The 22,333-nt window shown below is 64.5% G+C and carries 23 protein-coding genes; 9 read left to right on the top strand and 14 right to left on the bottom strand.

What is annotated here, in order from left to right; translation table 11 throughout:
• The 6 genes from HA052_RS24920 to crcB all read left to right on the top strand — a co-directional run.
• Positions 1–795, top strand: a 795-nt coding sequence (locus tag HA052_RS24920) for a type IV pilus assembly protein FimV (protein ID WP_166454084.1), incomplete at its 5' end; no start/stop codon positions are given.
• A gap of 11 nt (positions 796–806) precedes the next feature.
• Positions 807–1,865, top strand: coding sequence for a hypothetical protein (locus HA052_RS24915; RefSeq protein WP_166454083.1), 1,059 nt, complete (start codon positions 807–809; stop codon positions 1,863–1,865).
• An 18-nt stretch (positions 1,866–1,883) separates the two neighbouring features.
• A complete protein-coding gene (locus tag HA052_RS24910; RefSeq protein ID WP_166454082.1) occupies positions 1,884–2,432 on the top strand; it encodes a GTP-binding protein in 549 nt (182 codons plus the stop codon).
• Complete coding sequence (locus HA052_RS24905; RefSeq protein WP_166454081.1) at positions 2,429–3,061, top strand: roadblock/LC7 domain-containing protein; 633 nt, start codon at positions 2,429–2,431, stop codon at positions 3,059–3,061. Before HA052_RS24910 ends, HA052_RS24905 begins: the two co-directional genes overlap by 4 nt.
• 50 nt (positions 3,062–3,111) lie before the next feature.
• Positions 3,112–3,474 carry a roadblock/LC7 domain-containing protein gene (locus HA052_RS24900; protein ID WP_048410238.1) on the top strand — a complete coding sequence of 121 codons (363 nt, stop codon included), beginning with the start codon at positions 3,112–3,114 and terminating at the stop codon, positions 3,472–3,474.
• Between the two features lie 223 nt (positions 3,475–3,697).
• On the top strand, positions 3,698–4,087 hold the full coding sequence (crcB, locus tag HA052_RS24895) for a fluoride efflux transporter CrcB (protein WP_166454080.1): 390 nt from the start codon (positions 3,698–3,700) through the stop codon (positions 4,085–4,087).
• A 7-nt stretch (positions 4,088–4,094) separates the two neighbouring features.
• Here the strand turns inward: crcB and pcp are convergent, their stop codons facing one another.
• From pcp to pxpB, 7 genes are all read right to left on the bottom strand, one after another.
• Positions 4,095–4,739: a pyroglutamyl-peptidase I gene (pcp, locus tag HA052_RS24890; RefSeq protein ID WP_166454079.1), complete on the bottom strand. Its 645-nt coding sequence runs from the start codon at positions 4,737–4,739 to the stop codon at positions 4,095–4,097.
• Positions 4,736–5,746: a DUF2891 domain-containing protein gene (locus HA052_RS24885; RefSeq protein ID WP_081546765.1), complete on the bottom strand. Its 1,011-nt coding sequence runs from the start codon at positions 5,744–5,746 to the stop codon at positions 4,736–4,738. Before HA052_RS24885 ends, pcp begins: the two co-directional genes overlap by 4 nt.
• A 9-nt stretch (positions 5,747–5,755) precedes the next feature.
• Positions 5,756–6,742 (bottom strand): DUF979 domain-containing protein, encoded by a 987-nt coding sequence (locus tag HA052_RS24880; protein ID WP_166454078.1) that lies wholly within the window; start codon positions 6,740–6,742, stop codon positions 5,756–5,758.
• Positions 6,739–7,452 (bottom strand): DUF969 domain-containing protein, encoded by a 714-nt coding sequence (locus HA052_RS24875; protein WP_081546769.1) that lies wholly within the window; start codon positions 7,450–7,452, stop codon positions 6,739–6,741. Before HA052_RS24875 ends, HA052_RS24880 begins: the two co-directional genes overlap by 4 nt.
• Before the next feature lie 63 nt (positions 7,453–7,515).
• Positions 7,516–8,253: a 5-oxoprolinase subunit PxpA gene (pxpA, locus tag HA052_RS24870; RefSeq protein ID WP_166454077.1), complete on the bottom strand. Its 738-nt coding sequence runs from the start codon at positions 8,251–8,253 to the stop codon at positions 7,516–7,518.
• Positions 8,238–9,170 carry a 5-oxoprolinase subunit C family protein gene (locus HA052_RS24865; RefSeq protein ID WP_166454076.1) on the bottom strand — a complete coding sequence of 311 codons (933 nt, stop codon included), beginning with the start codon at positions 9,168–9,170 and terminating at the stop codon, positions 8,238–8,240. Before HA052_RS24865 ends, pxpA begins: the two co-directional genes overlap by 16 nt.
• Complete coding sequence (pxpB, locus tag HA052_RS24860) at positions 9,163–9,825, bottom strand: 5-oxoprolinase subunit PxpB (protein ID WP_439823248.1); 663 nt, start codon at positions 9,823–9,825, stop codon at positions 9,163–9,165. The genes HA052_RS24865 and pxpB overlap by 8 nt, the downstream gene beginning before the upstream one ends.
• A 156-nt stretch (positions 9,826–9,981) precedes the next feature.
• Between pxpB and HA052_RS24855 the strand changes: the two genes are divergently transcribed.
• The 3 genes from HA052_RS24855 to HA052_RS24845 all read left to right on the top strand — a co-directional run bounded on the left by HA052_RS24855 (position 9,982) and on the right by HA052_RS24845 (position 14,274).
• Positions 9,982–10,491: a winged helix DNA-binding protein gene (locus tag HA052_RS24855; protein WP_081546777.1), complete on the top strand. Its 510-nt coding sequence runs from the start codon at positions 9,982–9,984 to the stop codon at positions 10,489–10,491.
• 468 nt (positions 10,492–10,959) lie between these two features.
• The gene (locus tag HA052_RS24850; protein ID WP_081546779.1) at positions 10,960–13,383 is read left to right on the top strand and encodes a putative bifunctional diguanylate cyclase/phosphodiesterase; all 2,424 of its coding nucleotides are present in this window, start codon (positions 10,960–10,962) and stop codon (positions 13,381–13,383) included.
• A 93-nt stretch (positions 13,384–13,476) separates the two neighbouring features.
• A complete protein-coding gene (locus tag HA052_RS24845; RefSeq protein ID WP_081546781.1) occupies positions 13,477–14,274 on the top strand; it encodes an iron-containing redox enzyme family protein in 798 nt (265 codons plus the stop codon).
• 215 nt (positions 14,275–14,489) lie between these two features.
• Here the strand turns inward: HA052_RS24845 and gltX are convergent, their stop codons facing one another.
• From gltX to HA052_RS24810, 7 genes are all read right to left on the bottom strand, one after another.
• Positions 14,490–15,875 carry a glutamate--tRNA ligase gene (gene gltX / locus HA052_RS24840; RefSeq protein WP_166454075.1) on the bottom strand — a complete coding sequence of 462 codons (1,386 nt, stop codon included), beginning with the start codon at positions 15,873–15,875 and terminating at the stop codon, positions 14,490–14,492.
• A 119-nt stretch (positions 15,876–15,994) separates the two neighbouring features.
• The gene (locus HA052_RS24835) at positions 15,995–17,026 is read right to left on the bottom strand and encodes a substrate-binding domain-containing protein (RefSeq protein WP_240937565.1); all 1,032 of its coding nucleotides are present in this window, start codon (positions 17,024–17,026) and stop codon (positions 15,995–15,997) included.
• A gap of 140 nt (positions 17,027–17,166) precedes the next feature.
• On the bottom strand, positions 17,167–18,105 hold the full coding sequence (rbsB, locus tag HA052_RS24830) for a ribose ABC transporter substrate-binding protein RbsB (protein WP_081546787.1): 939 nt from the start codon (positions 18,103–18,105) through the stop codon (positions 17,167–17,169).
• A 62-nt stretch (positions 18,106–18,167) separates the two neighbouring features.
• Positions 18,168–19,106: an ABC transporter permease gene (locus HA052_RS24825; protein WP_166454074.1), complete on the bottom strand. Its 939-nt coding sequence runs from the start codon at positions 19,104–19,106 to the stop codon at positions 18,168–18,170.
• Positions 19,107–19,172: 66 nt separating this feature from the next.
• Positions 19,173–20,666 (bottom strand): sugar ABC transporter ATP-binding protein, encoded by a 1,494-nt coding sequence (locus tag HA052_RS24820; protein WP_166454073.1) that lies wholly within the window; start codon positions 20,664–20,666, stop codon positions 19,173–19,175.
• A gap of 11 nt (positions 20,667–20,677) precedes the next feature.
• A complete protein-coding gene (gene rbsD / locus HA052_RS24815) occupies positions 20,678–21,076 on the bottom strand; it encodes a D-ribose pyranase (RefSeq protein WP_081546793.1) in 399 nt (132 codons plus the stop codon).
• A complete protein-coding gene (locus tag HA052_RS24810) occupies positions 21,073–21,963 on the bottom strand; it encodes a ribokinase (protein WP_081546795.1) in 891 nt (296 codons plus the stop codon). The genes rbsD and HA052_RS24810 overlap by 4 nt, the downstream gene beginning before the upstream one ends.
• Positions 21,964–22,333: the final 370 nt, after the last annotated feature.

Below are 22,333 nucleotides of genomic sequence, written 5' to 3'. Positions count from 1 at the left end.
CGCCCATCCCCGTCGCCACCCACCGCCGCCGAACGGCCGCAAGTCTTGCTGCATGGCTGCGCCCCGCTGTTTCCACTGAACGAAAGAGAGAAAGACGTCATCGCCGCGCTGTTGCCGGCAGAGCGCCGGGCCAGAGTCTGGCTGCGCTGGCAAGAATACGCCGCCGCGACCAGCGCGTTGGAACAGACGCTGGCCTTGCGGCCCCACTCGCTGGCGCATCTGCTGGACCTGCTGCACGTGCATTACCGGCAGCGCCAACTACCGCGCTATGCGCGGACGCTCTGGCGCTTCCACTTGGCGCTGGGCGAGCACGGCGTAAGCCTCAAAGAACAATTGATCCACGCGGGCTGGCTGCTCGGCCCCCACCCTGTGCTGGATCTGCTGGCGCAACGCCCCGAACGGCCGGAGCTGGAACGCATAGGCCGCAGTTTCGGCTTCAGCGGCGCGCCCCCTGCCACCGCGCCTTTGCGCCGGCCGCTGGTCACGCGGCAAACCGCGACGACGGCGACCGAGAGCGTCGACGCGCGCGGCGAGGCCGACGTCTATCTCAGCGAAGGCCAAGTCGATATGGCTATCCAAACCTTGGAACAGGCGGTGCTGAGCCAGCCGGAGGACGCCGCCAACTATCCGCCTTTGCTGCAGCTTTACCGTCGCCAGGACGACCGGGCGCGCTTCCAGTGGCTTTTGCAGCAGCTGCGCTCGCATGTGACGCGACTGCCGCTGGAGGTCAGCGCGCAGTTGGCCGGTTTCGACGCCGACGCCAACGCCGCCCGTCGGCGCATGCTGGCCGCCTGAGCAAAACGCCCATGCCGCGCTCCACCCCGCCCGCCTCCGATATCGCCGTGCTCGCCGTCGGCATGGACGACCGCAAGCTGGCCCTGCTGCGCATGGCTTTTCGCTTGCACCACAGCATAAGCTACCGCTTGCTGGAATCGCCGTGCCAACACTCGCCGGACCTGGCCATCGTCGACATCGACAGCCCCGTCGGCTGGCAAGCCTGGGAGGAGTTCCGCCTCCGTCACCCGTCGCTGCCCGCCTTGATCGTCGCCTCGGAGCCGCCGGAACACGCGCCGGCCCCGACGCTGATCAAACCGCTTCGGGTGGAGTCCCTGTTTCCCCAATTGCAAGCGGCGCTGAGGCCCGCGTCCGTTGCAACACCCGCTCCGGCGACGGCCCCGCTTCCGACGCCTCGGCCCGAACCGACCGCCGCGCCGGCTCCCTCCATGCCGTCAATCTCCATCGCCCGCTTCGATCCCCGCCGAGGCCTGCTCGGCGCGACGACGCGATTGGCGCGCCAGCCGCGGCCTGCGCTGTTGCTGGCCGACGGCCGGCCGCTGCTATGGCTGCGGCCGGACCGCGCGCAAGCGCAATGTCTGCTGCCCGCGGAGCAATTGCGCGAGCTGTGCCGGCAGGATGCACTCGCATTGCAGGCTCAGGCCGCCGGCGCCAGCGCCGGCGTCGTCACCCAGCCGCTGTCCGCGCTGCTATGGCAGCTGGCGATCTGGAGCAGCCAGGGCCGGCTGCCCGCCGGCATCGCCGCAGACACTCCGCTGCGGCTGAGGCAATGGCCCAACCTGACCCGCTTGGCGGCGCTGCCGGACGCGACGCGTCTGAGCGCGCTGCTGACCAAAACGCCCGCCACGCTGCGCATCATCATCCGGCTGCTGCGCGTGGATCCCGAACACGCCTGCACCTTCCTGGCCGCGGCCCATGCTCTGGGCCTGCTGGACTGGCGCAGCGACGCGCCGCCCCTGAAAGTGATATCCAGCGCGCCGGTGCGGCCCGGTTCGACGCCGACCGGAGCCCTTGCCCCAGACGGCGCCGGCCTCCTGTCCCGACTCTTGCAAAAAGTGACCCGCTTGTGAGCCTCACGACCTTCCATCATGCGCAGCCCCGATAACAAAATTCTCTTCGCCGGCCCCGTGGGCGCAGGCAAGACCACCGCCATCGCCGCCATCAGCGACATCGCCCCGATCCGCACCGACGCCAAGGCCAGCGACATGACCCTGCATCGCAAGGACCACACCACGGTAGCGCTGGACTACGGCATGCTGCGCCTGGACGCCGACACCAAGGTCCACCTCTACGGCACCCCCGGCCAGGAACGCTTCGACTTCATGTGGGACATCGTCAGCCGCGGCAGCATAGGTCTGATCCTGCTGCTGGACCATAGCCGCGCCAACCCACTACAGGATCTCAACTTCTTCCTGCGCGCCTTCGAACCGCTGCTGCGCCGCGCGCCGCTGGCGCTGGGCGTCAGCAAGACCGATCTCGCGCCGCTGTCCGCCACCGCCGTCTACGCCGAAGCCCTGGCGGCGCGCGGCTTGAACGCGCCGGTGTTCGAAGTGGACTGCCGCAGCCGCGAAGACATCAAACAGCTGCTGCTGGCGCTGCTGTACTCGATAGACCCGGGCTTGGGAGAACCGCAATGAACGAAGAACTGCGCCTGAGCGGGCCGCTCTATCCGATGGCCACGCCGGCCGGCGCTTTTTACGCCGTCGCCGGAGCCGAAGCCGATCTGACCCGTCGCCTGCTGCTCAACATTCTGCGGCTTGGCCATGCGGTGCCGCTGAGCGAACCCTTGCTCAGCGAGTGGTGCGACGACGAGTTGGAGCAGGCGCTGGCCACCCTCTATCGATTGCAACGGTTGGAATTCGTGCACGGCACCGCCGAACCGCGGCCGGCCCCCGCCGGCAATCTGGAAAGTCAGTTGCCGGAGATTCTGGCGGCTTTGTCCGGCAGCGCTCAGGCCTTGCTGGCCGACGATAACGGCCTCTATTACGCCACCGCCGGCTTCCACCACGAAACCGCCGAGGAAATCGCCGCGCTGGCCGGCGATTTGATGTCCTTGAGCCGTCGGCATCATCTATTGCTCAAGAACCATCTCAATCTGGGCAGCGCCGCCTGGGCCGCGGTGGACCCTGCCGGCCGCAGCCAACTGGCTTTTTACCCCTTGCACGTGGCGCAGCAGGCCTTCGCGCTGATCATAGGCGGCGAGCCGCGGCTGCAAAGCGAAGCCTTTGTCGGCCTGGTGGAGCTGCTGGCGCGCCGCTACGCCTGAACCCCGGCCGCGCGGCGGCCGGCGCATTGAACAAAACCCTGGAGAACCCCATGCGTGAACAGATGCTCAAATCCATCCTGAGCGACCTCAACGGCGCGTCCGCCGACATAGAAGCGTCCGCCATCATTTCCGCCGACGGCCTGACCATGGCGGCGCTGCTGCCGCAGGAGGTTGACGAAGACCGGGTCGGCGCGATGGCCGCGGCGATGCTGTCGCTGGGCGAACGCACCGCGCGCGAACTGGCGCGCGGCGGCCTGGAACAAGTGATGGTCAAGGGAGAGCACGGCTACATCCTGATGAGCCACGCCAGCCCGGACGCGGTGCTGACCGTGATCGCGCGGCGCGAGGCCAAGCTGGGCCTGATTTTTCTGGACGCCAAGCGCGCGGCGCGCAGCATTGCCGAAATCCTCTAAATAAAAGGTTCAATGTCTGCTGCGCGTAGGCGGGCTAGCCAGGCAAAGGCCTTGAAAGCCGCTTCGGAAATGCCCATTCCCTCTTGCGCATTCCGCCTTCTCGGCGGTTTCGCCTTGTCTCGCCCCGACGCGCGAGGCTTTGAACTCGCTCCGGCAAACCGGCCTATACTTGGCGGCGTCTGGCCGGCACAATAGGGTTTTGCTTTCTAGCCAGACCCGCTCCATGTGGAAAACCCTACTCGCCATCTCCGTCGGCGCCGCGCTGGGGGCGCTGCTGCGCTGGGCGCTGGGCGTCAAGCTCAACAGCCTGTTGCCCAGCCTGCCGCCGGGCACGCTGGCCGCCAATCTAGTCGGCGGCTACATCATCGGCCTCGCCGTCGCCTTCTTCGCCAGCGCGCCGGGCGTGTCGCCGCTATGGCGGCTGCTGGTGATCACCGGCTTCTGCGGCGGCCTGACCACCTTCTCCACCTTTTCCGCCGAAGTCGTCTCCCTGCTGCAGCAACAGCGGCTGCTGCCGGCGCTGACCGCCGTCGCCGTCCATGTCTGCGGTTCGCTGCTGGCCACCCTGGCCGGCATCGCCAGCTGGCAGTGGCTGCGCGCGCTCAAAGTGTAATTGCCGCCTAGTGCGTCGCCCCGCCCGTCTCGACAATGTCCTCCGTCGCCGTCAAGGCCGTTTCCAAGGCTAGCCGCAGACCGGCGACGATCATATCCAGGCTCATGCTGGGCGCGCCCGGATGCGCGGCGGCCTGCTCCGGCAAATAGGGAATATGGATGAAGCCGCCGCGCGCAGGCGCGCCGGCCAAGGCGTGCATCAGGCCGTAGAACACATGATTGCAGACAAAGGTGCCTGCGCTCTGCGACACCGCCGCCGGAATGCCGGCGGCGCGCAAGGCCGCCGCCTGGGCCTTGATCGGCAAGGACGAAAAATAAGCGGCAGGCCCTCCCGGCACCACCGGCCGGTCTATCGGCCGCCGGCCGGCGTTGTCCGCGATGCGGGCATCGTCTACATTGATCGCCACCCGTTCCAAAGATAGCTCGGGGCGCCCGCCCGCCTGCCCCACCGCCACGACCAGCGCCGGCCTCAGCGCAGCCATCTCTCCGCGCAAAACGCTCAAGGCCTCGCCAAACACGCAGGGCAGCCGCCTCGCCGCCACCACCGCGCCCACCAACGGCTCGCCGTCCAGCCGGTTCGCGGCCTCCCATGACGGATTCACACTCTCGCCTCCAAACGGTTCAAAGCCCGTCAACAACACGATCTTGCTCATTCAAGCACTCCCTCGTCCAAAGCCAGCAAAGCGAAAGTCCCCAGCCAATGCTCGCCGGTGTAATGACCGCTGACCACCTGCGGCAGGCCGGCGTCCAAATGCGCCCGCGCGCTTTGGCTCAGCAAAGGCCGCCAAGCGTCGTCCGGCGGCAAGGCCGCCGTCAACTGGCGCAAACACCAGGCGCGGCTCAAATTCAAGCCGATGAGATGGCCGATCTTGGGGTCCGAGCCGTCGCTGACCTTAACCGGACTCAGCAAGGCAGCGCTCCGCGGAAAATCCGGCAGGAAAGCGCGCAGCCAATCGCGAAACGGCTCGGCCGGCAACAGCCGGCTAAGCAACAAAGCCTGGCATAAGCTGGGCGATAGGAAATCGTCGCCACTTGGCTCCAAACGCGTCGGATAATCCGCATCGGCCAGGAAATAACGCCGGGCGGCAGCCTCCAGCGCCTGCGCCAGCTCGGCATCGTCGGCGGCGCGGGCGTAGTCCAGGCTCAGCAACAAGGCAAAGGCGGTGTTGGCGTGCCCGCCGCTGCGGGTCGGATAGTCCTGCAAAGGTAGAAACGTCAGCCAGCGCTGGCGGATCAAAGTCAGCAGCGGCCGCATCGCCGCGCGCCATTGCCCGGCTTGAGACGCATCCCAGGCCTCAAGCTCTTGCGCCAGGGCCAGCAACCAGGCCCAGCCATAAGGCCGCTCATAGCTTGTACGGCCCGGGGCGGCGAAGTAGTCCGCCTCCGCCTGGAAAGCCTGCGGCGAAAAATGGCTGGCGAACAGAGCGACGATATCAGCCTGCTCCGGCAAGCTTGGAAAACGACGAGCCAGCCGCGCCAGCAGCCAGAAGCCGTGCACGGCGGAGTGCCAGTCGTAGCAACCGTAGAACACCGGGTGCAAATCACGCGGCGCGCGCGCGTCCTCTGGCCCGTTCAGCAGATGGCTCAGAAAGTTCGGATACTCCCGAACCAGCCCGGCCAGCGGCAGCGCCGCCAGCCTGGATGCTTGTTGCGGATTCATGCTGTCTCCTCAACGGAACACGATGAAATACATCAATAGGATATTCACGCCCAGCAAGGCCAGCGCAGTGGGGATCTGAGTCTTGATCACCAGGTATCTGTCCTTCAACTCCAGCAAGGCTGCCGGCACAATATTGAAATTGGCCGCCATCGGCGTCATCAACGTGCCGCAATAGCCGGAATACATGCCGATAGCCACCAACGGCGCCGCGTCGGCATGCTGACCGACAATCAGGAAAGGCAGCGCGATGCCGGCGGTCATCACCGGAAATGCGGCGAAGGCGTTGCCCATGATCATGGTGAACAGCGCCATGCCGATACAGTAGATCGCCACTAGCAAGAAGCGGTTGCCTGGATCGACGAACAGGCTCACCACCTCTTGTACCGCCAGGCCGGTCTTGGCGGCGACGAACACCCCGCCCAGCATCGCCAGCATCTGCGGCAGGATGGCCGCCCAGCCAATAGCGTCCACCAGGCGGCGCGATTCGCGCACCGCCTGCAGCGGGGTGCCACCGGTCAGCTTCCAGCTCAGCAACACCGCGCAGACGCAGGCCACCGCCAAGGCGGCCAGGGTCAAATGCTTCTGATCCAACAAGGCCGCGCCGCCAATCCCGACTCCCTTAAGCAAAACAGTACAAGCCACAGTCAACAGCGGAATCAACAAGGCGGGCAGGAAAACCTTGTTACCCAGGCGGCTGGCGGCCTCCCGCCGCTTCTGATCGCTGCTTTGGCTATAACTGCCTGGCGCCAGCAGACCGGCGCCGGCCAGCAGGGCGAGCGCAATCACGATGAGGCCCACCAGGCGATAAGTCATCGCTTTGCCCAGAACCGCCGTCATCAAGTCGCCGAACAAAAAGGTGGAGCCGAACAAGAACCAGAACAAGGCGGTGGTATAGCGCTTGGGATTGCCGCGGTCGCGCAGCGTCATGCCCACCAACAGCATCACCACGATGCCGATCAGATAATAAATATCATTGATGCTGAACCATGCCTTCATACCGCAGCCTCCTGTTTAGCGCGCCAAGCGGCGATATCGCGCTGCAGCCCGGCGTCAAGCCGCGCCAGCCGCGCCATGTGGATGATCAACGCGCTGACGGCGGTGGGAATCGCCCACAGGCCGATGTGCAGCGGTTCGATATTGGCGATGCCGTTTTCCTTGAGGAAGGCGTCCATCAACAAGACCGCGCCGAAGGCGATGAAAATATCCTCGCCGAAAAACACCGCGATATTGTCGCAGGCGGCGGCATGCGCGCGGATGCGGTCGCGCAAGACCTGCGGCAGCTCTCCCAACTGGTTGGCCGCGGCGCCCTCGGCCATCGGCGCCAGCAAGGGGCGCACGGTTTGGGCATGGCCGCCCAGATTGATCAAGCCCAGCGCGGCGGTCAGCTCGCGCACCACGAAGTACAACATCAGAATGCGCGCGGTGGTGGCGCTCCTGATGCCCGCTATCCATTGCTGCGCTCGTTCTTTCAGACCATAGCGCTCCAACAGGCCGATCACCGGCAAGATCAGAATGAAGGTGGCCAATTGACGGCTATTGAGGAATTTCTCGCCGAAGGTTTCCAACAGCGCGCCCAAATCCATGCCGACCGCCAAACCGGTCGCCAGGCCGGCGGCGGTAACCACCAGCAGCGGATTGAAGCGCAAGGCGAAGCCCGCCACAACGACGGGAATGCCCACCAGGGGCAGATAGGATGCAAGATCCATGCAGTTTCTCCTTTGTATGATGGAAATGGCCGCCTACGGACGGCTCTAGTTTCCGGGTAAGGCTCACAAAGCAACGATGCGCACGCCCTCCTGTTCCAAGCGCCGACGCAGCAGCCGCGCGAACTCCAGCGCGTGCGCGCCGTCTCCGTGCAGGCAAACGCTATCGGCGCGAATCTCCAGCGCCCCGCCGTCCAGGCAGGCCACTCGCCCGCGCAACACCAGCTCCAGGGTCTGGCGCAAAGCCTGCTCCGCGTCCTCGATCACCGCTCCCGGCATTCCGCGCGGCGCCAGGCTGCCGTCGGCCAGATAGGCGCGGTCGGCGAACACTTCTTCTACCGCTTGCAAGCCGTGACGCCGCGCGGCGCGGCCTGACTCCCCGCCGGCCAAACCCACCAACCGCAATTCAGGATCGAAATCCTTCACCGCGCGGGCGATGGCGTCGGCCAGCGCCGGATCGCGCGCCGCCTGGTTGTACAGCGCGCCGTGCGGCTTGACGTGGCGCAGCCGCGTTCCTGCGGCCCGAGCCATGGCTCCTAGCGCGCCCACTTGGTAGAGCACGTCCTGATACACCTGTTCCGGCGCGCGCTGCATCGTCCTGCGGCCAAAATGCTCGCGGTCGGGAAAGCCTGGGTGAGCGCCCATCGCCACCCCGCGTCGCGTCGCGTCCCGCACCGCCCGCCACATGGTTTCAGCATCGCCCGCATGCCAGCCGCAGGCGATGTTCACCGAGCTGACCTGGTCCATGATCACCGCGTCGTCGCCGCAACCCTCGCCGATGTCGGCGTTCAAATCGATCTGCATGCCTGACTCCAATCCTGTCCCTGCAACCACTGGCGCAGGCGCAAACGCGCCGCCGCCGCCTGTTGCGCGTCCACCATCTCGAAACGCAGCTTGGCCCCCGGCCGCGCCTGCGCCAGTTTCCATAAATCCGCTTCAATCACGCAGGCGATGCGCGGGTAGCCTCCCGTCGCCTGCGCGTCCGCCAGCAAAACAATGGGCTGGCCGCCCGGCGGCGCCTGCACCACGCCGGGCAATACCCCGTGGGACGGCAAATCCCCGGCGGTCTCCCGCGCCAGGGCCTCGCCCTGCAAGCGGTAAGCCATGCGATTGCTCTGGGCGGACACCGTCCACTCGCTCTCGCTGAACGCCTGCCGCGCCGCGCGGGCGAACTGCTGCCACTCCGGACCCGGCAAGGCGCGCAACACCGGCGACCAGCCGAGATTGCGCCGGCCCAGCCGGCCGGACAGCGCAAGCGCCGGTCCCAATGGCAACTGGTCCCCCGCCTCCAACGCCCGCCCCATCCAGCCGCCCAGACCCGCTTGCAAGTCAGTGGCGCGCGCGCCCAAAACCAGAGGCGCGTCGATGCCGCCGGCCAAGGCGAGATAAGCCCGCATGCCGTGGCGGCAGCCACGCAACAGCAAATGCTGACCCGCGCGGGCCGGATAGCGCCAACCGCTCCACACCGGCTCGCCGTCCAACTCCGCGCCAAAGTCCGCCCCCATCAAGGCGAACCAGCCATCGCGCAGAAAACGGAGGCCAAACGGCCCCAAAGCCACCTCGATGCCGGCCGCGTCCGCGGAGTTGCCCAACAGACGGTTGGCCATGATCAGCGCTGGCGCGTCCAGCGCTCCGCCCTGCGCCACGCCGAGATGGCGCAAACCACGCCGGCCCAAATCCTGCACCGTGCTTTGAATGCCGGCCTGCGTAATTTCAATCATCACCATTCTCCCTCGGCACAAAGCGCACGCAGTCTCCCGGCAGCAACAGGGACGGCTCCGCGCGCCGCGAATCAAATAATGTCAGATGAGTTCGGCCGATGATCTGCCAGCCGCCGGGGCTGGTCGCCGGATAGATGCCGGTCTGCCCGCCGCCAATGCCCACCGAACCGGCCGGCACCGCCAACCTGGGCTCTGCGCGCCGCGGCGTGGCCAAACGCTCGGGCAATCCGCCCATATAGGCGAAACCAGGCTGAAAACCGAGGAAGTACACCACGTAGTCCGCCGAAGCGTGCGCAGCGACCACTTCCGCTTCGCTCAGGCCGGCATGCGCCGCCACCGCGGCCAGGTCCGGACCGTGACGACCGCCGTAACGCACCGGCACCTCCACCCGCCGCAAGCGCGGCTCGGCCTCTTGCGCTTCCGCCCAGCCGCGGCGCAAGCGTCCCAGCCAGGCCTCGCCGTCGCTGGCGTCCGGATCGAAGATCAGGGTGAGATTGTTCATGCCGGGCACCACGTCGATCAGCCCGGGCGCGCCCGTCAAGGTTTGCGCCAGCCACCAGATGCGTCGCTGACACGCCAGATCGGCCGGCCTAACGCTTTCCAAGACAGCGGCCCGCTCACCCAGCAGGTAATAGCGCATTGAGTTCGATGCCAAACCATTCTCCATTTGCAGCCGCCCGTCTCGCGGTGCGTATATTTTTTATTTTGCAGATAAAACATCTATAAATTATTTGTATTTATTGGCCATGTCCAGCGCAAATGACGTTTTGCTATACTGGCCGGCCAAGCCACTTCGTCTCCAGGCCCGTCCATGAACGCTCAACGCAACATCGTCTCCTCATCGCACTTAGTTTCCGAGCGTTGCGCCGAACTATCCGAGTTCGAATTCGGCTTGATCGTGGCCAACAACGCTTTCAATCGCTGGATGATCCGCTGCATGGCGGCGGCCGGAGAGACCGATATGACCGCGATGGAAGTGTCGCTGCTGCATCACGTCAACCACCGCGGCCGCAGCAAGAAATTGGCGGACATCTGCTTCGTGCTGAATATAGAAGACACGCATGTGGTGTCCTACGCGCTGAAAAAACTGGTGAAGATGGGCTATGTCGGCAGCGAAAAAGTGGGCAAGGAAGCTTTGTTCGCCACCACCCAGGCCGGCGTCGAACTGTGCCAGCGCTACCGCGACGTGCGCGAGCAATGCCTGATCAACGCGCTGATCGACAACGGCGGCCAGCAGGCCGATATCGGCGACAACGCGCAATTGCTGCGCATGCTGGCCAGCTTGTACGACCAGGCTTCGCGCGACGCCGCCTCTATGTAAGCGCTTGTTGATTTTCGATTCGCCGCGCGTGGAGAAAACCTCGCGCGGCGAGCGTGGCCCAAGCTTGCCCCGCCAACTTTGGCGAACGACGTTCTTTCCACCGGCCCCGTCGCGTCGCGCCGGCGATTGCCAGCGCAGTGCTCCTCCCGCAGCGCCAGGCGCAAATACAATCAAGCCAACGGCAAGCCCGGAGAAATTAGGCTATTCATTTATTATCAAACCTCCTCATCTAAAATAAACATTCGATATAGTTGTCAAAAACATTGAATAATTTCGAATGGGATGATAAAAACGCGATACACCAGCACTTAGACCGGTGAACTTCCGCCCGTCGGCGGGCACGCCGCGACAGGCAGGCTCCGAATTCAACCGCGGCGCCGGCTCGCCGCTCGTGCCAGAGACGTCGGCGTCGGCGCTTGATGGGGACCATTAGCCGCATAGTTACCATATTCATCAGCCGGAACCGCCATGAGGTCGAATACCGCCAACCGACAGTTGCTCTTTGTCGTGCTGCCCTTCCTGCTCATCGTCGTCATGCAGGTGGCGCTAAGCGCGTTCAGCCTCTATGTGGTTTCCACCGCCCGAGCCTATGTGGCGGGGGAAGGCTTGTGGTCGAAAGCGCAGAAGGACTCCATCTACCACTTAACCCGCTACGCCCAGACCGGATCCGACCACGATTTCCAACGCTACCGGCTAGCGATCTCCATCCAGTTGGGCGACCACCGGGCCCGGCTGGCGCTGGATCGCAAGCCGCCGGACCTGGGCACCGCGCGCCAAGGCTTCCTGGACGGCGGCAACCATCCCGACGACATTGACAACATTATCCGAGCCTATTTGTGGTTTCACCACATCAGCTACCTGGCCGAAGCCATCCGCTATTGGAAAATCGGCGATTACTACCTCCAGGAAATTCAGACCATAGGCGAGCAGTTGCGCCAGGGCTACGCCGACGGCTCCTTGAGCCAGGCGGACAAAGCCGCCCTCACTTCTCAGATCGCCGAAATCAACGAAGCGGTGAAAGCGCCTGCCCAAGGCTTTTCCCGCGTGCTGGGCAACGCCTCCCGCGAGGTAAGCCAGGCGGTCTGGAGCGCCAACCTGATCGCCGGAATGCTGCTGGTGCTGCTGACCATTTTGCAGATCCGCCGGCTGATCCAGGCTTCGGACAATTACAAAGCCGCCTTGCAAGCGGAGCAACAACGCGCCGAGATCACGCTTCAATCGATAGGCGACGCCGTGATCACCCTGAACATGCAGGGCGCGGTGATCTATCTGAACCACAGCGCCAAGCGCATGCTGAGCCACATAGAGACGGAAAGCCTGGGCCTGCACTTCGACGAACTGCTCAGCCTGATCAAACAAGGGCAAGAAACCGACAGCGCGCTGAGCTTCGCCGAGCTTTGCCGCCAGGACGAAACCAGCCGCACCTACCCCAAGCTGAACATGCTTCGCCACAACGCGATTCCGCTGCAGGTCAGCCTGGTGGCCGCGCCGATTCGCGACCGCCACGGCGAGCAATACGGCATCGTGCTGGTGCTGCACGACAACACCTCGGAGCAGCAATACATCAACGAACTGTCCTGGCAGGCCAGCCACGACGCGCTGACCGGCCTGGTCAACCGCAGGGAGTTCGAAACCCGCGCCATCAAGGCGATCAAGCAACTGGGCCAGGCCGAGGCGTCGCTGGCGCTGATGTTCATCGACCTGGACCAATTCAAACTGATCAACGACACCTACGGCCACGCCGCCGGCGACGAACTCCTGTGCCAGATCAGCCGCTCGGTGGCGCGGCGCCTGCGCGCTTCAGACACGCTGGCGCGGCTGGGCGGCGACGAGTTCGGCGTCTTGCTCGGCAACAGCTCGGTCGAATCCGCCATCGCCAAGGCCAATAATCTGCGCCAGGCCATCATGGAATGCAGCTTCCAGTGGGAAGGCAACCAATTTTCCATCAGCGCCAGCATCGGCCTGGTCTGCGTATCCGACGCCGACACCTCGCTGGCTGAGGTGATGCGTTCGGCCGACATCGCCTGCTATATGGCCAAGGAAAAAGGCCGCAACCGCATCCAACTGCACATCCCTCACAATTCCGAAGTGTCGGCGCGCTTTCACGAGATGGACTGGGTGCAGCGGCTGCGCCAAGCCCTGCGCGACGACAGCTTCACCCTGTACGCTCAGGACATCGTCCCGCTGGCGGCCCATCCGGAAAGCGGCCGCTATGTCGAGGTGCTGCTGCGCCTCAACGCCGACGACGGCAGCCAGGTGCCCCCGGGCTTGTTCGTGCCGATCGCGGAGCGTTACGGCCTGATGACCGAAATCGACCGCATCGTGGTGGAGAAAGTATTCCAGGAACTGGCGCTGCTGCGCCGCGCCGGCAATCAGGACATTAGGCACTGCGCAATCAATCTGTCCGGTTCCACCTTGTGCGACGATGGTTTCCTCGCCTTCGTGCAGCAGCAGTTTCAACGCAGCGGGGTGCCTCCGGAACTGATCTGCTTCGAGATCACAGAAACCAACGCCATCGCCAACCTGGAGGCCGCGCAGCGGCTAATCCACGAACTACGCCGAATCGGCTGCCTGTTCTCGCTGGACGATTTCGGAACCGGCATGTCCTCCTTCGCCTACCTGAAGCACTTGCCAGTGGACTTTCTGAAAGTCGACGGCAGCTTCGTCCGCGAGATGGCGACGGACCCGATAGACCACGCCATGGTGGAGATGATCAATCACATCGGCCACGTCACCGGCAAGCGCACCATCGCCGAATTCGTAGACACGCCCGAGATCGTGGCCGAGTTGCGCAAACTGGGCGTGGACTACGCCCAGGGCTTCCACCTGAGCCGGCCGGAACCCTTCGGCTTCAGCCATGCGCGCGGCGACCGCCGAATGCGACAGCAATAGGCTACCGGCCTGGTTCTCAGGCCGGATCAGGGCGGCCGGGAGGCCGTCGCGTCTGGCCGGCTTGGCCCGGCCTTGCTTCTAAGGAAAGGGGACATGATGAGTAAAGAGATCGGTTTTGTCAGGAGCGGCCCGCTGATGGACCTCCACAGCTATCCGGAATGGACAAGGGAGCTGGTGCGTCACTGCGACGCCTTCAAACGCCAGGTGGTGGAACACGAACTGTTCCGGCAGATGCGCGACGGCGTGCTGCCCAACGCCGTCCACCAAGCTTTTCTGCGCGGTGGTTGGCCGGTGATCGAACAGTTTCCGCAATACATGGCCAAGAACCTGCTGAAAGTGCGCTACGGTCAGCATCGCGGCCACGATATGGCGCGCCGCTACCTGATCCGCAACATCCGGGTGGAGCAAAACCACGCCGACCACTGGGTGCAATGGGCCCTCGCATCCGGCGTGGACATCGACAGTCTGCTGCGCAACCCCCAGGCGCTGGAAACGCTGAGTCTCAGCCACTGGTGCCATCAGATCTGCGAGCGTGAATCGCTGGAGGTGGCGATGGCGGCCACCAATTACGCAATAGAAGGCGCCACCGGAGAATGGTGCGCCGCCGTCTGCTCCAAGGAGGATTACGCCCGGCAGTTTCCCAAGGAGAAGCGCGCCAAGGCGATGAAGTGGCTGGCACTGCACGCGCATTACGACGACGAGCACCCCTGGGAGGCGTTGGAAATCATCGTCACTTTGGTGGGTGAAGACCCAAGCTCGCGGCAAGTGGCGGAACTGCGTCACGCGATCTGTCAGAGCCATCGCTACATGCGCTTGCTGCTGGATCATTACATGAGCCAACCCGCCCCGGAGATTTGCGCGCGCCCCTGCGCGGAACCGGCGCTGGCCTGACAGCCTGTTCAAAGCCTCGCGAGCACAGGACGGAAGGCTTTGGGGCTGAAAAGGCGGAACGCGCAGAACCGGCGCAAACATCCCGCAACCGTACTCGCCGAACACAGCCGCCCCTCCGCGCAGCAGGCAATGAATTGATACAGAGCCCGCCGTAAAACAAACCGCCCCGCAAGCCAAAACTTGCGGGGCGGTTTGCGTTGACGCTGCGAGCCGGCTTAGCCGCGCAGGCGGCGCAGCACTTCGTCCTTGCCGATCAAGGCCAGCACCGCGTCCACCGACGGGGTCTGCGTGGTCCCGCACACCAGCACGCGCAACGGCATGCCCAACTGCCCCATCTTGATGCCCTCTTCAGCGCAGAAAGGCTTGAACAGCTCGTGGATGGCTTCCGCGGACCAGATGTCCAAACCCGCCAGCTTATCGGCGAAACGACCCATGCGCGCCACGCTGTCGTCGGACAGATGCTTGTCCACGTCGGCCGCCGCGGCTTCCCGCTTGCGATAGAAATAGTCCACTTCCAACGCCAGCGCGTTCAAATCCTGCACCCGCTCCTTGACCAGAGCGATCACCTCTTCGATGGCGGGCCCGCCGGACAGCTCGACGCCGGCGGCGGCCAAACGCGGCGCGATCAGCTCGGCCAGGCGACCGTTGTCCGCGCTCTTGATATGCTGAGCGTTCAGCCACATGAATTTTTCGTGGTTGAAACGGCTGGCGGACGCGCTCACCGCCTCCAGGCTGAACCACTCGACGAACTGCTCCATGGAGAAGAACTCGTCGTCGCCGTGGCCCCAGCCCAGGCGCGCCAGGTAGTTAAGCAGCGCTTCCGGCAAGATGCCCTTGTCGGCATAGTCCACCACGCTGACCGCGTCGCGGCGCTTGGACATCTTCTGGCCGTCCTCGTTGAGAATCATGGGCAGATGGCCGTACACCGGCAGCGGCGCGTTCAAGGCCTTCAGGATATTGATCTGGCGCGGAGTATTGTTGACGTGGTCGTCACCGCGGATCACATGGGTGATCTGCATATCCCAGTCATCCACCACCACGCAGAAATTATAGGTCGGGCTGCCGTCCGGGCGGGCGATGATCAGATCGTCCAGTTCCTGATTGGCGATCTCGATGCGGCCCTTGACCGCGTCGTCCCAGGCCACCACGCCGTCCAGCGGGGTCTTGAAGCGCACCACCGGAGTCACGTCCGCGGGGATGGTCGGCAAGGTCTTGCCGGCTTCCGGGCGCCAGCGACGGTCGTAGCGCGGCTTTTCCCCGCGCGCTTCTTGCTCCGCGCGCATCGCTTCCAGCTCGTCCTTGCTGCAATAGCACAGGTAGGCGTGGCCGGAGTCCAGCAGTTGCCGAATCACGTCCTTGTAACGGTCGAAGCGATGGGTCTGGTAGAACGGGCCTTCGTCGTAGTCCAGGCCCACCCAGTGCATGCCGTCCAAAATCGCCTTCACCGACTCCGGCGTCGAACGCTCCAGATCGGTGTCCTCGATGCGCAGCACGAACACGCCCTTGTTCTTGCGGGCGTAGGCCCAGGAAAACAGCGCGGTGCGCACGCCGCCGATATGCAGATAACCGGTGGGACTGGGAGCGAAACGGGTACGGATCATGGTGATTCAGGCTCGAAAACGTAAAACGGCTATTGTACGCCGGCTGGCAAAGCGGCAGCAAACCCCAGGGTCTGTTGAGCTTTGTTTTTCCGCCGGGGAAAAACATAGTTCAACAGACCCTAATCCGGCCAGCGCCGGTGCAAGCTGGCCGGCACCAGGGCCTCCGGCTCGATCAGCGTCTGCCCTTCCAGCAAAGCCAGGGCCAGATCCAGGCTGCGCGCCGCCATTTCGCGGCTGTCCTGCACAATGGCGTCAACGCGCAGCGGCAGGCAATCCAGCAAGGAGTGATCGTCAAAGGTCAGCAGGCGCAGCGGCGCGTTGGCCAGGCCGCAATGCTGATTGAGAAAGGCCAGCGCGCCCTCCAGCAGCGACACCGAGGCGGTGAACAAAGCCTGAGGCAGGCGTTGATGCTGTTGCCGCCATTGCTGCATCAGTTCGAAACCGGAACGGCGCAGGTAGTCTCGATGGCAGACCCAGCCCGGCTTTTCCTCCACGCCATGCCGCGCCAAGGCCTGGCGATAGCCTTGCAAACGGTCGCGGCTGGGCGACAGCTCGGCCTGGCCGCCGAAGAACACCACTTCAGACACGCCCTGCTCCAAGGCGTCGCCCACCAGCCGCTCCACGCTGGCGCAACCGTCGGTGACCACCGACGGAATGCCGCTGCCGTCCACCCTGCGGTCGACAAACACCAGCGGCAGCCGCCGCACCCATTTCTGGTAAGACTTGGCCTCGTGCGTGCACGGCACCACGATCATAGCGTCCACCTGCCGCGCCGCCAGATGGGCCATGACCTCGGCCTCGCGCCGCGGATCTTCGTCGCTGGTCACCAGCAGCATCTGGTAGTCGCGCTGGCGACACAACTCTTCCATCGCCTGAGCCAGTGCCGCGTGAGCGGAGTTGGTCAAATCGGGAATCACCAGTCCCACCGAATTGCTGCGCCGCGAACGCAAGGAACGCGCCGACTGCGACGGGTTGAAATGCTGCTCACGCGCCACCTTCTCCACGCGCTCCACCGTGGCCCGGGAAATGCGGTAGCGCTCGGCATGGCCGTTGAGCACCATGCTGGCGGTAGTGCGCGACACGCCGGCCAGTTCGGCGATGTCGTCTATGGTCAAACGCTTGTAGCCGCTCATCGACAGCCTATTCCTCATGCGGCGGCGCCATGCCCGCCGCCCAAAACTCAATTGCAAAACAGCCCCGGCCTGCGCAAGCGCGGGACGGGGCCGCCGATTGCTGGCAACCTTACCTCAAGCGGGCCGCCGTCGCCAGAGCGATGGCGGCCTCCCCCGGCTTACTGCTTGACCAGGTTCAAAGGCACCGGGATGAATTTCTCCACCTGCTGGCCGTCGATCAGCTTCTTGGCGGTCTGCACGCCGTACTGGCCAATCAACTCCGGCTGTTGCTGCACGGTCGCGGCCAGGCCGCCGGCCTTGACCGAGGCCACCGCGTCGGCGGTGGCGTCGAAGCCCACCACCGCGACGTTCTTCAGGCCGGCGGCCTGGATCGCCTTCAAAGCGCCCAGCGCCATTTCGTCGTTATGGGCGAACACCCCTTGCACATCCTTATTGCCCTGCAGGATGTTTTCCATCACCGACAAACCCTTGGCGCGGTCGAAATCAGCCGGCTGCTTGGCCACCACCTTGACCTCGGCCTTGCCGTCCGCCACCGCATGGAAACCCTGGCCGCGCTCGCGAGCGGCGGAGGAACCGGGAATGCCCTCCAGCTCTACCAGCCGGCCCTTGCCGCCCAGCTTCTGCAGCAGGAATTCGGCCGCCATCTTGCCGCCGGCCACATTGTCGGAAGCAATGTGGGCGCTGACTTCCGCGCCGTTGACGCTGCGATCCAGCGACACCACCTTGATGCCCTTGCTCACCGCTTCCTTCACCACATTGGCGACGGCGGAGGAGTCGGTGGGGTTGATCAGGATCACGCTCACCTTCTTCTGGATCAGGTCCTCAACGCTGGCTTGCTGCTTGGCGGAGTCGTCCTGCGCGTCCACGGTGATCAGGCGCACGCCCTCTTTGGCCGCTTCGTCTTCCGCGCCCTTGCGCAACGAGACGAAGAACGGATTGTTCAGCGTGGACACCGCCAGACCCACTACCGGCTGGCCGGAGGCCGCGGCTGGCGCGCTGGCGCCGGACGAGGCGCCGTCGGCCGGACCCTGCTTGGTGCAGGCGATCAGACTCGCCGCGATGACACTGAAAACCAAAGGCTTGATTAAGCGTTGCATATCGGAACTCCCCTTGTGTAATGGTCGCTTGCGCTGCAGGCCCGCCGACGGCGGGCCCGTTCTCACTTCTTGCCGCTGCGGTCCAACAGCACCGCCAGCAGAATCACCACGCCCTTGATCACCTGCTGATAGAAGGACGATACGCCCAGCAGATTCAGACCGTTGTTCAATACCCCGATCAGCAAAGCGCCGATCAGCGTGCCTACGATCCAGCCGCGGCCGCCGGTCAGGCTGGTGCCGCCCAGCACCACCGCGGCGATGGCGTCCAGCTCATAGCCGGCGCCGGCGGTGGGTTGCGCCGAATTCAAGCGCGAAGTCAGCACCGCGCCGGCCATCGCCGACAATGCGCCGGACAGGGTGTAGACCCAGATCTTGACCCGGTCCACCTTAACGCCGGAGAGACGCGCGGACTCCTCGTTGCCGCCGGTGGCGTAAACATGGCGGCCAAAAACGGTTTTCTTCAACATGAACCAGAAGCCGGCGAACATCAGCAGCATCCACACCACCGGCACCGGCACCACGCCGGCCACATAGCCGCCGCCCAACATGGAGAACATATCGCTGCCGAAGCCGGTGATCGGGCTGCCGTTGGACGCCACCAGCGACAGACCGCGCAGAATCGTCATCGACGCCAGGGTGGCGATGAAGGGCGCCACCTTGCCCTTGCTGATCACCAGACCATTGCAGCAGCCCATCAACGCGCCGGACAGGATGCCCAACAGCGTGGCCAGCAACGGATCCACGCCGGCCTGCAGCAGCATCGCGGTCAACACTGACGACAAGGCCAGGATGGACCCCACCGACAGGTCGATGCCGCCCAGCAAGATAACCAGGGTCATGCCGAAGGCGATCAGCGCGTTGATGGAGACCTGGCGCATCACATTGAGCAGATTGCCCATGGTCAGGAAGTCGGCGCTCATCACCGACAAGCCGGCGCAGATCGCCAGCAGGGCGATGAAAGGCCCGAGTTTTTGCAGCATTGCTTTTTGTTGCGGGGTCATCTTGCTTACCGTTTCCCTTGCTTGCGCCCAATGGGCGCGACCTGAATATTCAATGCGCGTCGGCGCTCAGTCCGCCGTCGCGCCGGCCGCCGCTGCCATGATGTCTTCCTGCCTCGCCGAAGCGGCCTCGAACAGCCCGGCCCGGCGGCCCTCGTGTATCACCAGGATGCGGTCGCTCATCGCCATCACCTCCGGCAATTCGGACGACACCATGACGATGGCCACGCCGGCGGCCGCCAGTTGATTGATGATGTGGTAGATTTCGGCCTTGCCGCCCACGTCGACGCCGCGCGTCGGCTCGTCCAACAGCAGCAGCTTGGGCGGCTCCGCCAGCCACTTGGCGAACACCACCTTCTGCTGATTGCCGCCGGACAGGGATTTGACATCCAGTTCAGCGTCGCGGGTGCGGATGCGCAATTGCTCAATCAGCCGCCGCGCCTCTTCGTTCTCGGAACGGCGGCTCACCACGCCCAGTCGCGCGTGGCGGCGCAGATGAACCAAGGTGGCGTTTTCCCGCACCGACATGCCCAGCACCAGGCCCTGACTCTTGCGGTCTTCCGTGACGTAGGCGATGCCGGCGGCAATGGCGTCGCCGGGCCGGCGGATGTTCAGCTCCGCGCCGTCCAGCCGCACCCGCCCCTGTCGGCGCGGTTTGACGCCGAACAAGACATTGAGAATCTCGCTGCGGCCCGCCCCCATCAAACCGGCCACGCCCAACACCTCGCCGGCGCGGACTTCGAAGCCGATGTCACGGATGTTGCCGTCGTCAGCCAAACGCTCCACTTCCAAGCGCACCGCGCCGGGCTCGGACGCGCGCTTGGGAAAACGGTCGCCGATCTCGCGGCCCACCATCAGCCTCACCACCTCGTCGAAATCGGTGGCGGCGGTCTGACGCTCGCCGACGAAACAGCCGTCGCGCAGCACGCTGATCTTGTCGCAGACGCGAAAGATCTCCTCCATTCGGTGCGACACGTAGACAATCGCCACGCCGCGTTGCTTGAGCTGCTCCATGAAGACGAACAGCGCTTCGATCTCGCGCTCGGTCAAAGCCGCGGTCGGCTCGTCCATGATCAGCACCTTGGCGTTCAAGGACATCGCCTTGGCGATTTCCACCATCTGCTGCTGACCGATGGACAATTGTCCGGCCTCCGTCTCCGGATCGATCCGGCCGGCGCCCAGCTGTTGCAGAATCTGGCTCGCCTCGCGCCGCATGCCGGCGCGATTGATCACGCCGAAGCGGCTATGCTCGCGCTCGCGTCCCAAAAACAGGTTCTCCATCACCGACAGCTGCGGAATCAGGTTCAGCTCCTGATGGATGATGGCGATGCCGTGGGACTCCGCCTCGGTGGTGGAGCGAATCGTCACCGGCCGGTCATTGAGCAGGACCTCCCCGGCATCGGCCTGGTGCACGCCGGATAGAATCTTCATCAAGGTCGATTTACCGGCGCCGTTCTCGCCCATCAAGGCATGCACTTCGCCGCCCTTCACGGTGAAATCCACCGCCTCCAGCACCTTGACCGGGCCAAAGGCCTTGCTGATGCCGCGCATGCTTACCTTCATCGCCCGCCCCTTCAAAAGATCACGCCGGAATACAAGATCACATTGGCGTACGGCGTGCATTCGCCAGTGCGGATCACCGCCTTGGCCTCGCGGCAGCGGCGCTTGAACTCCTCATGCGGCACGTACTCCACCGCCACGCCGTGCGCGGCCATATCGTTGGCCAGCACTTCCACGGCCGGACTGTGTTGCAGGCACTCGGCGGCGAACAGCGCCCGCTCCGCCTTGAAATCCGCCAGGATGGAGTCCAGCACGCTGGGAAACTCCGGCACGCCCAGGCGCAGGCTCAGGTCTATGCACTCTACGCCGGGCGGAATCGGCAGGCCGCAATCGGCGATGACCAGGCTGTCGGTATGGCCCATGCAAGCCAATACCCGCGCGATGTCGCGGTTCAGATGTCCCAGCCGCTTCATGCCTGCTCCTTCAGCATCTGTTGCAGCGCGGCCAGCGTCGGCATGCCGCCTTGCGCGCCCGCGCGGGTCACGGACAAGGCCGCCGCAGCGCAGGCCAATGCCATCGCCGCCTCAAGGCCCTGCGGCCAGAACGCGGCCAAGGCGCCGTTGAAGGTGTCGCCGGCGCCGGTGGTGTCCACCGCGGACACCACGAAGCCGGGTTGATGGTGCAGGCTGCCGTCGGCGCGGCAGAAATAAGCGCCGTCTTTGCCTCGCGTCATCGCCACCCTTCCCGGCAGTTTGCGCATCAGCGCCTGCCAGTCCCCGCCCCGCTCGTCCAGAGCCTGCGCCAACTCATGCTCGTTCGGCGTCAGCAAGGCGGCTCGCTCCAACAGGCTGGACGGCAGCGGATGAGCCGGCGCCGGATTCAACAAGAAAGGCTTGCCGTGGCGCTGAGCCAGCTCGGCCGCACGCTCCACCGTGGCCAGCGGCACCTCCATCTGCGCCAGCACCACGTCGGCGTCGCGGAAAGCCTGCTCGTCCTGGTCCAGATGCTGCGGCAGCAACTCATGGTTGGCGCCAGGCACCACCACGATGGCGTTGTCGCCCTCGGCCAGGGTGATTGTCGCCAAACCAGTGGCCACCTCCGCTTCGCGCAGACGGCCAATGTCCACGCCCTCGGCCTGCAAGGCCTCCTTGAGCTGAGAACCGAACATATCGCGGCCCACGCAGCCCAACAAGGTCACTTGCGCGCCCAGCCGCGCGGCGGCCACTGCCTGATTCGCGCCCTTGCCGCCCGGATAGGAGGCAAAGCGCTTGCCAAACAAGGTTTCACCCAGCCGTGGATAGCGTTCCGCCTCCACCACCAGATCCATATTCACACTGCCCACAACCAGGACCCGGGTCATAATTTCCTCATCGTTATCAAGCGACGCGCGGCTTAGTTGGCGGCGTCAATTGCTAAAACGTAATCAGCTGACGCTTTATAGCAGAGCCGCCTGCGGGCCGGAAGCGAAAAACTCAATCTGTTCAGCAAATGCAACAGTCCGCGCCAAGCCCATCGGCGGCGCTTGACGGCGGGCGAGCTTCAATGTAGCGGCAAAACTACAGACGGGCCGCGCAGCCCGGACGCAAAAAAAGCTCCCTTGAGGGGTAATGCCGTTCACTTAAGCAAGTGAACGGCATTTTTCATGGTGCGAATCTTGCTCATACTTCGCTCATGTTGACTCACTCATTTCCGTCCCTATGGTTGGCAAGGCTCACAAACACCCTGATTTC

Source organism: Chromobacterium fluminis (assembly GCF_011602385.1).
Classification (GTDB): domain Bacteria; phylum Pseudomonadota; class Gammaproteobacteria; order Burkholderiales; family Chromobacteriaceae; genus Chromobacterium; species Chromobacterium fluminis.
Note: the sequence above shows the minus strand (reverse complement) of the source record. Positions and strands in the feature narration are given on the sequence as shown.

What these genes read in the sequence shown, in the direction of transcription:
- HA052_RS24915 (WP_166454083.1), top strand. Translation starts at nt 807, where the DNA reads ATGCCGCGCTCCACCCCGCCCGCCTCCGATATCGCCGTGCTCGCCGTC.
- HA052_RS24910 (WP_166454082.1), top strand. Translation starts at nt 1,884, where the DNA reads ATGCGCAGCCCCGATAACAAAATTCTCTTCGCCGGCCCCGTGGGCGCA.
- HA052_RS24905 (WP_166454081.1), top strand. Translation starts at nt 2,429, where the DNA reads ATGAACGAAGAACTGCGCCTGAGCGGGCCGCTCTATCCGATGGCCACG.
- HA052_RS24900 (WP_048410238.1), top strand. Translation starts at nt 3,112, where the DNA reads ATGCGTGAACAGATGCTCAAATCCATCCTGAGCGACCTCAACGGCGCG.
- crcB (WP_166454080.1), top strand. Translation starts at nt 3,698, where the DNA reads ATGTGGAAAACCCTACTCGCCATCTCCGTCGGCGCCGCGCTGGGGGCG.
- pcp (WP_166454079.1), bottom strand. Translation starts at nt 4,739, where the DNA reads ATGAGCAAGATCGTGTTGTTGACGGGCTTTGAACCGTTTGGAGGCGAG.
- HA052_RS24885 (WP_081546765.1), bottom strand. Translation starts at nt 5,746, where the DNA reads ATGAATCCGCAACAAGCATCCAGGCTGGCGGCGCTGCCGCTGGCCGGG.
- HA052_RS24880 (WP_166454078.1), bottom strand. Translation starts at nt 6,742, where the DNA reads ATGAAGGCATGGTTCAGCATCAATGATATTTATTATCTGATCGGCATC.
- HA052_RS24875 (WP_081546769.1), bottom strand. Translation starts at nt 7,452, where the DNA reads ATGGATCTTGCATCCTATCTGCCCCTGGTGGGCATTCCCGTCGTTGTG.
- pxpA (WP_166454077.1), bottom strand. Translation starts at nt 8,253, where the DNA reads ATGCAGATCGATTTGAACGCCGACATCGGCGAGGGTTGCGGCGACGAC.
- HA052_RS24865 (WP_166454076.1), bottom strand. Translation starts at nt 9,170, where the DNA reads ATGATTGAAATTACGCAGGCCGGCATTCAAAGCACGGTGCAGGATTTG.
- HA052_RS24855 (WP_081546777.1), top strand. Translation starts at nt 9,982, where the DNA reads ATGAACGCTCAACGCAACATCGTCTCCTCATCGCACTTAGTTTCCGAG.
- HA052_RS24850 (WP_081546779.1), top strand. Translation starts at nt 10,960, where the DNA reads ATGAGGTCGAATACCGCCAACCGACAGTTGCTCTTTGTCGTGCTGCCC.
- HA052_RS24845 (WP_081546781.1), top strand. Translation starts at nt 13,477, where the DNA reads ATGATGAGTAAAGAGATCGGTTTTGTCAGGAGCGGCCCGCTGATGGAC.
- gltX (WP_166454075.1), bottom strand. Translation starts at nt 15,875, where the DNA reads ATGATCCGTACCCGTTTCGCTCCCAGTCCCACCGGTTATCTGCATATC.
- HA052_RS24835 (WP_240937565.1), bottom strand. Translation starts at nt 17,026, where the DNA reads ATGAGGAATAGGCTGTCGATGAGCGGCTACAAGCGTTTGACCATAGAC.
- rbsB (WP_081546787.1), bottom strand. Translation starts at nt 18,105, where the DNA reads ATGCAACGCTTAATCAAGCCTTTGGTTTTCAGTGTCATCGCGGCGAGT.
- HA052_RS24825 (WP_166454074.1), bottom strand. Translation starts at nt 19,106, where the DNA reads ATGACCCCGCAACAAAAAGCAATGCTGCAAAAACTCGGGCCTTTCATC.
- HA052_RS24820 (WP_166454073.1), bottom strand. Translation starts at nt 20,666, where the DNA reads ATGAAGGTAAGCATGCGCGGCATCAGCAAGGCCTTTGGCCCGGTCAAG.
- rbsD (WP_081546793.1), bottom strand. Translation starts at nt 21,076, where the DNA reads ATGAAGCGGCTGGGACATCTGAACCGCGACATCGCGCGGGTATTGGCT.
- HA052_RS24810 (WP_081546795.1), bottom strand. Translation starts at nt 21,963, where the DNA reads ATGACCCGGGTCCTGGTTGTGGGCAGTGTGAATATGGATCTGGTGGTG.